Origin of the sequence: Pilosibacter fragilis (assembly GCF_032490495.1) — a bacterium.
GTDB lineage: Bacteria > Bacillota > Clostridia > Lachnospirales > Lachnospiraceae > Pilosibacter > Pilosibacter fragilis.
This window is the reverse complement of sequence record NZ_JAVYJB010000006.1, coordinates 251316-258780: the sequence shown is the minus strand read 5'-3', so window position 1 is coordinate 258780 and position 7465 is coordinate 251316. Positions and strand designations below refer to the sequence as shown.

General features: G+C 44.3%; 8 protein-coding genes. 1 reads left to right on the top strand and 7 read right to left on the bottom strand.

Going from position 1 to position 7465, the window contains the following annotated elements; genetic code table 11:
• The coding region (locus tag ABCW45_RS08240) for a transposase domain-containing protein (RefSeq protein ID WP_343220633.1) at positions 1-194 on the top strand (194 nt) is incomplete at its 5' end.
• 38 nt (positions 195-232) lie between these two features.
• Here the strand turns inward: ABCW45_RS08240 and ABCW45_RS08235 are convergent.
• From ABCW45_RS08235 to ABCW45_RS08205, 7 genes are all read right to left on the bottom strand, one after another.
• Positions 233-517, bottom strand: a complete 285-nt coding sequence (locus ABCW45_RS08235) for a transposase (protein ID WP_343220632.1) — start codon at positions 515-517, stop codon at positions 233-235.
• A 114-nt stretch (positions 518-631) separates the two neighbouring features.
• Positions 632-886 carry a DUF6870 family protein gene (locus tag ABCW45_RS08230; RefSeq protein WP_343220631.1) on the bottom strand — a complete coding sequence of 85 codons (255 nt, stop codon included), beginning with the start codon at positions 884-886 and terminating at the stop codon, positions 632-634.
• Positions 887-1355: 469 nt separating this feature from the next.
• A complete protein-coding gene (locus tag ABCW45_RS08225) occupies positions 1356-1766 on the bottom strand; it encodes a sigma-70 family RNA polymerase sigma factor (RefSeq protein ID WP_014080198.1) in 411 nt (136 codons plus the stop codon).
• A gap of 580 nt (positions 1767-2346) precedes the next feature.
• On the bottom strand, positions 2347-4857 hold the full coding sequence (locus tag ABCW45_RS08220) for an ABC transporter permease (RefSeq protein WP_117461332.1): 2511 nt from the start codon (positions 4855-4857) through the stop codon (positions 2347-2349).
• Positions 4858-4872: 15 nt separating this feature from the next.
• On the bottom strand, positions 4873-5538 hold the full coding sequence (locus ABCW45_RS08215) for an ABC transporter ATP-binding protein (protein ID WP_005335790.1): 666 nt from the start codon (positions 5536-5538) through the stop codon (positions 4873-4875).
• 141 nt (positions 5539-5679) lie between these two features.
• Positions 5680-6711 (bottom strand): sensor histidine kinase, encoded by a 1032-nt coding sequence (locus ABCW45_RS08210; protein ID WP_117461331.1) that lies wholly within the window; start codon positions 6709-6711, stop codon positions 5680-5682.
• Positions 6708-7391: a response regulator transcription factor gene (locus tag ABCW45_RS08205; RefSeq protein WP_117461330.1), complete on the bottom strand. Its 684-nt coding sequence runs from the start codon at positions 7389-7391 to the stop codon at positions 6708-6710. Before ABCW45_RS08205 ends, ABCW45_RS08210 begins: the two co-directional genes overlap by 4 nt.
• Positions 7392-7465 lie beyond the last annotated feature (74 nt).

The following is a 7465-nucleotide window of genomic DNA, read 5'->3' as shown; positions in this document are numbered from 1 at the left end:
GTGCAATGATCTACAGCATTACCGAAACAGCCCGGGCAAATGGTCTGAATGTTTACTACTACGTAAAGCATCTATTAACCGAACTGCTTGAGATCATCCGTATCGACGGAAGTGTCGATGAAAAAGAGTTAGAGAGTCTTATGCCATGGTCAAAAGATCTTCCGGCTGAGTGTTATAGCAAGCGCCGCAAATGAGCGGCGCTGTATTTGGCGTGGGGCGAAGGATTTGACCTTTACCAAAGGAGCTTCTTGTTGACACCATTTTTGAGCAATTCCTTACGGATGTAGTCGAAGTCAGGCATCCGCTTGGTGGATTTCGGAGACAAATCTTTTGGAAACATCCGCTGCTCCAACTCAGCATCAGTGAGTGATTCGTCCAGTGGCCAGCTCAGAGATAATTCATCTGCACGTTTCTGGACCTTTACAACTGTCTTTCTTGAAACCTTGAGACTTTTCTCAATGTCACGAAGAGACAGACCCAAGGCTGTCAGCCTTAGGATTTCACGATATTTGGTCATATGAAGACCTCCCTCATAATGAATTAGCATCAAATTCGATGCTTACATCCATTATAAGAGTGGTTCCCTAATGACCGGAAGAGCGGTTTCCATCAATCCGGAACAATGGTTTCCTCAATCCGGACAAGTGGTGTAAAAGTACCCGTAATATTCAGATGGCCCGCTTTCAGCAAATTCAATTTTCACGCCAACACCACCGATGCAAAAGCAGTATGGATTTTTGACAGTCTGCAAAAATCGAGAGATGCGCTCCTTTCGGGAAAGCGCATTGTCAAAGGTCATACCGCTCACATCAGGCAGGGACTCGGCAGCCACCGCGCCAATGTCAACGCTTCTCATTTGTTCAAGTTCCTGTGTAGTTAATTTCACGGTAAACCTCCTTCGCAGATTGATAGAACGCCTCCCGCTGTTTGGTGGGGAAACGCAACAGGCCAGCACCACCGGGATGCTGGCCTGTTGCCTTACTCCACCTTGGGACACTTTGTCTCGAGGTTTATTATAGTTTTTGAATATTAGAGAGCGCCGCACATATTTACTTGGCCTGTCCAAAGACAATCGTTATTTTCTGTGCGGCGCTCTCAACGCAAGTAAAGCGACAAGCCCGGAGGAACAGGCAGCCAACCTGTTCAGCGCCGGATCATGGCCTTGGGATGGCCGGGCCCATTTACAGTGTTGGTGTTGTTCGCTCAATCTCTTTTGGGAAATGTCACCGCGCACCCACCGTCTGGCTCCACGTACTTACTCAGGGTTGCCGTTATTCCCTCGCGTTAGGAAGAAAACCTCCTCTCATAAACCGAGACATTTTTTCATCAATTCCAAGTGGGTTAAGAAGAAAAAATCAAAAAGTTTTTTTCATGCGTTCAAGGCCACGCTTGATCGACTGGCGAATAGACTCCTCATGTACGCCCTCGGCCTCGGCAATTTCCTTAATCGACTTGCCAAGAATGATATGTGCGTCAATTCTGCGGCCCTGGATCTCCGGCAGAGAATTGAGAGCGTTCCACAGACGAAGAAAGGTTTCCATCCGTTCAAGGAGCTCCTGCGGGGTCGGCTCATGCAGGCAAGCGGAATATTCAATCCCGTCATCGCAGTCCAGAGAATACTGCGCCTTGTGCCGGGAGAGCCGCCGCTGGTAGGCCATTTCATAGCGGGCATCGGCCTTGAATACCTCGGCCACCTCGTCAGAAACTTCGATAAGCTGATCCTGCGTGTACCAATAATAAAAATCTTTCAAATTGATAGTAGTCATCGTAAAATCCTCCATTTCAGTTTGTTCGGGGTTGGTCGGAAACGAAATGGAGTAACGGCGGAGAACGGCACCGCACCTCGGGACACTTTGTCTCGAAGTCTGGAAAGCAAAATGCGCCTGTGCGACACAAGGCCGCACAAGCGCACGAAAAAGTATTATCGGTTATGTACTGTTTAATTTCATGTTCAAAACCGGACTGCTCCGACGGAGGGGCTACGCTTTTTTTAGCTGGTGCAGATCACGCGAACAATGAAATAATAAAATGAACACGGCAAAATAACCTCCCATCGGCTACCGTGTCCCTACAAGTCGTCATTGGTTTGTGTAGACGCAAAGAAACGGCGGCTCTGAAAATCAAAGCCGCCGTTTCAAATGGGCGTGTTGATAGGCTGCTGTACGACGGCTTTTTTTCTTTTGCCGTCGTGCGGCAGCTTGTTCCTTTTGCGCTTATCTTAACAAGCAATCCTCACAGAAATGTCACTGACACACGCTGTTTCGACAGAATAATGGGCTGAAATCTCACGAACCTGTGAGATTTGAAAAACCGGGAGAATAATCTCCCGGTTTTCATCGCAAATATTTAATTCTGCCGCAGTCTCTCTACAACGCTTTGCTTAACATTTTGCATGAAAGTTATGACGGGGGTTGCCAAGCAGACCAGCAAAACAATAGCTGCGACAACCAACAGAGAAATTACAGGATAGTGAAAAGCTGCATAAGGAACCATTCTTCTAAAGGCTGAGTATATTGGAATATATATCGCTGTTCCCAGTGTGGCAAGCAGTAGGAAAGAAATACTCCAATAATACCCGCCTTCCCAAAGCAATACATTTCTAATTTGCTTTTTCGTCATTCCTATACTTTCAAGTGTTGCAAATTCATGTTTCCGAGTATTTACACTAACAACCATTGTGTTAATGAAATTCATAATTCCTATCAGCAAAAATACAGCGGACAACCCTGCGGCTATAATCCTTGAGGTCAGCAAATATCCGGCCATTTCTTGCTGCTTTTCATATCGTGACAGAATCGTAATGCCCGGTGACGAAGCAGTAATGGATTGAAGCTGCTCCATAATCCCTTTGTCATAACTGCTATCAATCGTATCAAAAGCAATCCGAAAGATTTTGGTTTCTCCAGACAACTTCTCTATTGCCTGCTCACTGATATACAAATCAGGGGCAGTACCTCTCTCATTTCCTCGACCATTCTGAAAATCAGCGTCCAGAAAGCCAGTTGCCACTGTAAAGACCTGTTCCCCGGACTCACCGACAACGGTGATTGCTTGCCCTGGCTGAATCAATAGGTTTCCCTCATCATCCGTCATAGCGGACAAAACCACCAACTCTCCCTTTTCAAAGGCGGTTAAGTCAATAGGCTTATCAAGCGTTTTATTAAGTTCTTCGATATATCTGGAATCTATTCCGTAAACGCCGCTCCAAAAATTATCTGTATAGTTTTTTCGTGTTTCCGCATTTGAAAAATCAAGACCTGATATGCCATCCAAGGAATCAATATATTTCCCGAATACATTTTCGTCGTAAATGACATCCATAGTGGGCCACGGTGAAGCAGAATAAGTGACGCGCAGATTTTCAATTCCCTGCATTGTTTCAATTTGCTGCAACATTTCATCAGAGAGCAGGTTTCCTTCTTCGGAAATGCTGTAAGTCAATGCGAAATCACTTTCTCCCCATTGATTTACAAAATTGTCGGGACTTAGGCTTGATAGTAGACCAGCAGAAACCAAAAACAATATTAAGCCTAAAAATAAGGACGCAAAAGTAAGGAAAGCGCTTTTAGGGTTTCTAAAAATATTATCTCGTGCCATCCGAGATAATTTTGTTCTATGGCTCTTATGATCTCGGTAACTCCTTGTATTTGCCTCCGTATAGCGTGAAGCCGCAACAGGAGAAATACTTGCAGCTATTTTCGCTGGTTTCATGCTGCCGATGATTGCAGTAAAAAATGTGAAGATTGCGGCACCCGCAAAAATAATGGGGGAAAAGGACACTATCTCCCCAAGGTCTGTATCGCTTGAGTACATCATATTCATGGCAAACGGAACAAGTCCAAGCGAAACAATACCACCGACAATCAGGCCGCTGGGAATACCGATCACCGCCGTTCTGAATATTTGAGAACGCACGATCCGCTTGATTTGTCTTTTTGTCGTGCCTATCGTTTTAAGCTGTCCATAGAATTGTGTATCTCTTGAAATTGAGATATACAGAATGTTATAAATCAGCAAATAGCCGCTGATAATGATAAAGACGATAATAGCAGCCAGTGGAAGAACAATGGTGGTGGAATTGCTCTGAGCAATAGGTACAATTTCAAAGGACTGACTTTCTGTAAACGAAATCTTCCGTTTTAGTTTTTCACAGGATCGCAGGGCATTACTGTCATCAGAAAAAGAAATCATTGCGGTAGACACACTATCAAAGGGAAGCCCTGTTTGTGTTGCAAAAAGCTCCGAAACATAAGCGGCACCACGGTTGCCTGCACGTGAAGCCGAATAATCTGTGTAATAGCCCGACAAAACAAATTCATCGGAGATATATTGATAATCTGTTCCGAGTTGATAGGAAAGGGAAATATTCATCCCTATCTGTGGATCATCAATCCCCATTGCACGCAAAGCCCATGTAGGGAGCATAATTTCATTTTTTGCTTGCGGATAATCTCCGTGTATATCCGAAATTGTTGGTACACGGTGTTCTTGCCATTCTGTTTCGTCTATCCAGGTAATACTCAGCAGGGCATCGTCCATTCCAGATGTATCAATGCTGCCCAATCTCTGACTGACACCAACTACGGATACCAAGCTGGATCGGCTCAATTCTTCATATTGTTCTTCTGAGAGGCTTGTAATTGCCACATCCGCAGTCGTGCCCATCGCACGAATTTGCTGCATTTGATAGGTTTCAAAATAACTGCACCCCAAACTAAATACAGATGTAATCATAAAGGCGGTCAAGAATAATGCGATGGTAACGAAAACATTTCTCTGCTTATTAGCGCGGTAGCTTCTTTTGGCAAGACGATTGATTGTTGCCTGATTATTGTTCCCAAATAAAATATCATCCATCAATGTCACCCCCTGTCACTGTGCGATTTTTCCGTCCTCAATACGGATAATTCGGTCGGCAAGCTGGGCAATTTCATTGTTATGGGTAATCATTACAAGCGTTTGATGGAACTTCTGACTTGTAACTTTCAGCAAACCAAGAACATCACTACTTGTCCGGCTATCCAAATTGCCTGTCGGTTCATCTGCAAGTATAATAGCTGGTTTGGAAACAAGGGCGCGGGCAATCGCTACACGCTGCTGCTGGCCGCCGGACAGATTGTTAGGCATACTGTTCAGCTTCCCATCGAGAGCCAACATTTTCACGACTTCATCCATAAACCGCTTGTCCACGGTATCACCATCCAGCTCCACCGGCAGGACAATATTTTCATAGACATTCAGCACAGGAACAAGATTGTAATTCTGAAAGATAAACCCGATGTTACGTCTGCGGAAGATGGTAAGCTGTTCATCCTTGAGTTTCGATAATTCTTTCCCTTTTACTTTAATACTGCCGGAAGTTGGCGTATCTAACCCGCCCATCATGTTCAGCAAAGTAGACTTACCGCTGCCGGAAGTACCAACAATGGCAACAAATTCACCTTCCTCAATGGATAGGGTCACGCCATCCAATGCTTTTGTAATGTTCGGTTCGGTGCCGTAATATTTCTTCAAATCTGTCGTTTGTAATATGTTCATATAGAACACCACCCTTTCTTTTTGATGGCTCTATCATAAAAGGTAAACCTCACAGAAATGTCACGGGAAACAAAATACCTCTGTTTAATTAAAGCTCAAATGTCATAGGCCTGTGACATTTTGTTTTTTAGCGTACTTATTTTATTGTCGAGGCAGAAAGACGGAAAAAGTTGAACCCCTCCCAACCTCGGATGTTACCCGGATATAACCGCCTTGCAAGGTTACGATCTCACGAGCCAGATATAGACCAATACCAATTCCATCTACATCATGTACGATGTCCTCTCGATAGAAACGCTTGAAAATTGCTCCCTGATGCTGTTCTGAAATGCCAATGCCTGTATCTGCAATGTCGATTTTCACATACATTTCCCAACTTTCAACCGAAACACGGATTTGACCGCCCTCCGGCGTATATTTCACTGCATTGTCCAAAATATTGAACAGTGCTTCGCTTGTCCATTTTCTGTCATGGGAAACGACCAAGTTCTCCGGGCAGTCCACTTGAACATTGATCTGTTTTTTCTCGGCGTTCAGAAGAATACCTCCCAATGCGGCGGCAAGCGTGTCATAAAGCGGCTGGCTTTTCTTTTCCAGAGAAATAACACCTGTTTCCAAACGAGAGGTTTTAATCATAGCCTGCATGAGAAAATCCAGTTTATCAAGCTGGCTGGCCTGTGCCGTTAGAAACTCTTTTTGTTTTTGCACAGGGACTTCATTTTCAAGCAGAGTGCTGTTAATCATTTTCAAGTTCGCAATCGGGGTCTTGACCTGATGGGAGATGTCGGAAATCAGTTCTTGCAGGTCAGCCCGTTCTTGTGCAATGCCGTTCTTGTTTTCCTGCATGACTTCATATAAACGGTTCAGCCGATATTCAATTTTATAGAAAAGACTTTCTTCTTCCACAGTCTGTTTCGGCTGCATATTCCCGGATAACATATCATCCATTAAACTGCAAAAAGCATCGGAGAACATTGCCAGTTTGCGGCGAACCAGCACCATAAAACAAACAGCGCAAACCAGCACAAAAATGCCGAACAATAATACATACCAGACAGCGGTTATATTTTGGGTCAGCCCATACAAAGCTGCTGAAACCGTCCCCATTGCCACCAGCAGGAGAACAGCAAAAAAGATACAGGCTTTGTTGACGGAAAGTTTTCGCACATTCATTTCAGCACTCCTCCGATCCACATATAGCCCATACCATATACCGTTTTGATATACTGACGGTCAGGTGTTTCGATTTTGTTTCGTACCCGGCTGATCGCCGCAGTCAGAGCGTGTTCATCCACAAAATTTCCGTCTGCGTCCCACAGCTTTTCCAACAAGACTTGCCGGGTCAAAACAATCTGCGGATTTTTCATCAGGATTTTCAAAAGTCGATATTCCAGTGGGGTGAATGTAAGTGGCTTTCCTGATAGAGTAGCACTCATTTCTGAAAAATTGATGGTCAGTGTGCCATCCTCATAAGTATCACCACCATATTGTTTTGTCAGCCTACCCAGCACTACCGCTAATTTCTTTTGAAAGACGCTCATAGGGAAAGGTTTTGTCACATAATCCTCTGCGCCCAGTTCATACCCTTTGAGCATATCGCTTTCCATATCATTTGCGGTCAGAAAAATAATAACGGTATCAGGGCGACGCTCTTTTATTTCCCGGCAGAAGTCAAAACCGTTTCCGTCCGGCAAATTTACATCCAGCACAATCAGGTCATAGTCCTGCTTTGTCAAGAAACTACTGGCCACTGATTTTGTCAGTGCAGAATCAACCGTATAGCCCGCAGTATTCAAGTTATAGCATAAAGTATTATTCAAAAGCCGATCATCCTCGACTACTAAAATTCGCATGGTATCACACTCCTTCATTTTCAGTATAGCACCCAAATGTCACAGAAACCTCACAATATTTCTGATTTTATTTT

Coding starts and splice junctions, on each gene's coding strand:
- ABCW45_RS08205 (WP_117461330.1), bottom strand. CDS start 7,391: ATGCGAATTTTAGTAGTCGAGGATGATCGGCTTTTGAATAATACTTTA.
- ABCW45_RS08210 (WP_117461331.1), bottom strand. CDS start 6,711: ATGAATGTGCGAAAACTTTCCGTCAACAAAGCCTGTATCTTTTTTGCT.
- ABCW45_RS08215 (WP_005335790.1), bottom strand. CDS start 5,538: ATGAACATATTACAAACGACAGATTTGAAGAAATATTACGGCACCGAA.
- ABCW45_RS08225 (WP_014080198.1), bottom strand. CDS start 1,766: ATGACTACTATCAATTTGAAAGATTTTTATTATTGGTACACGCAGGAT.
- ABCW45_RS08220 (WP_117461332.1), bottom strand. CDS start 4,857: ATGGATGATATTTTATTTGGGAACAATAATCAGGCAACAATCAATCGT.
- ABCW45_RS08235 (WP_343220632.1), bottom strand. CDS start 517: ATGACCAAATATCGTGAAATCCTAAGGCTGACAGCCTTGGGTCTGTCT.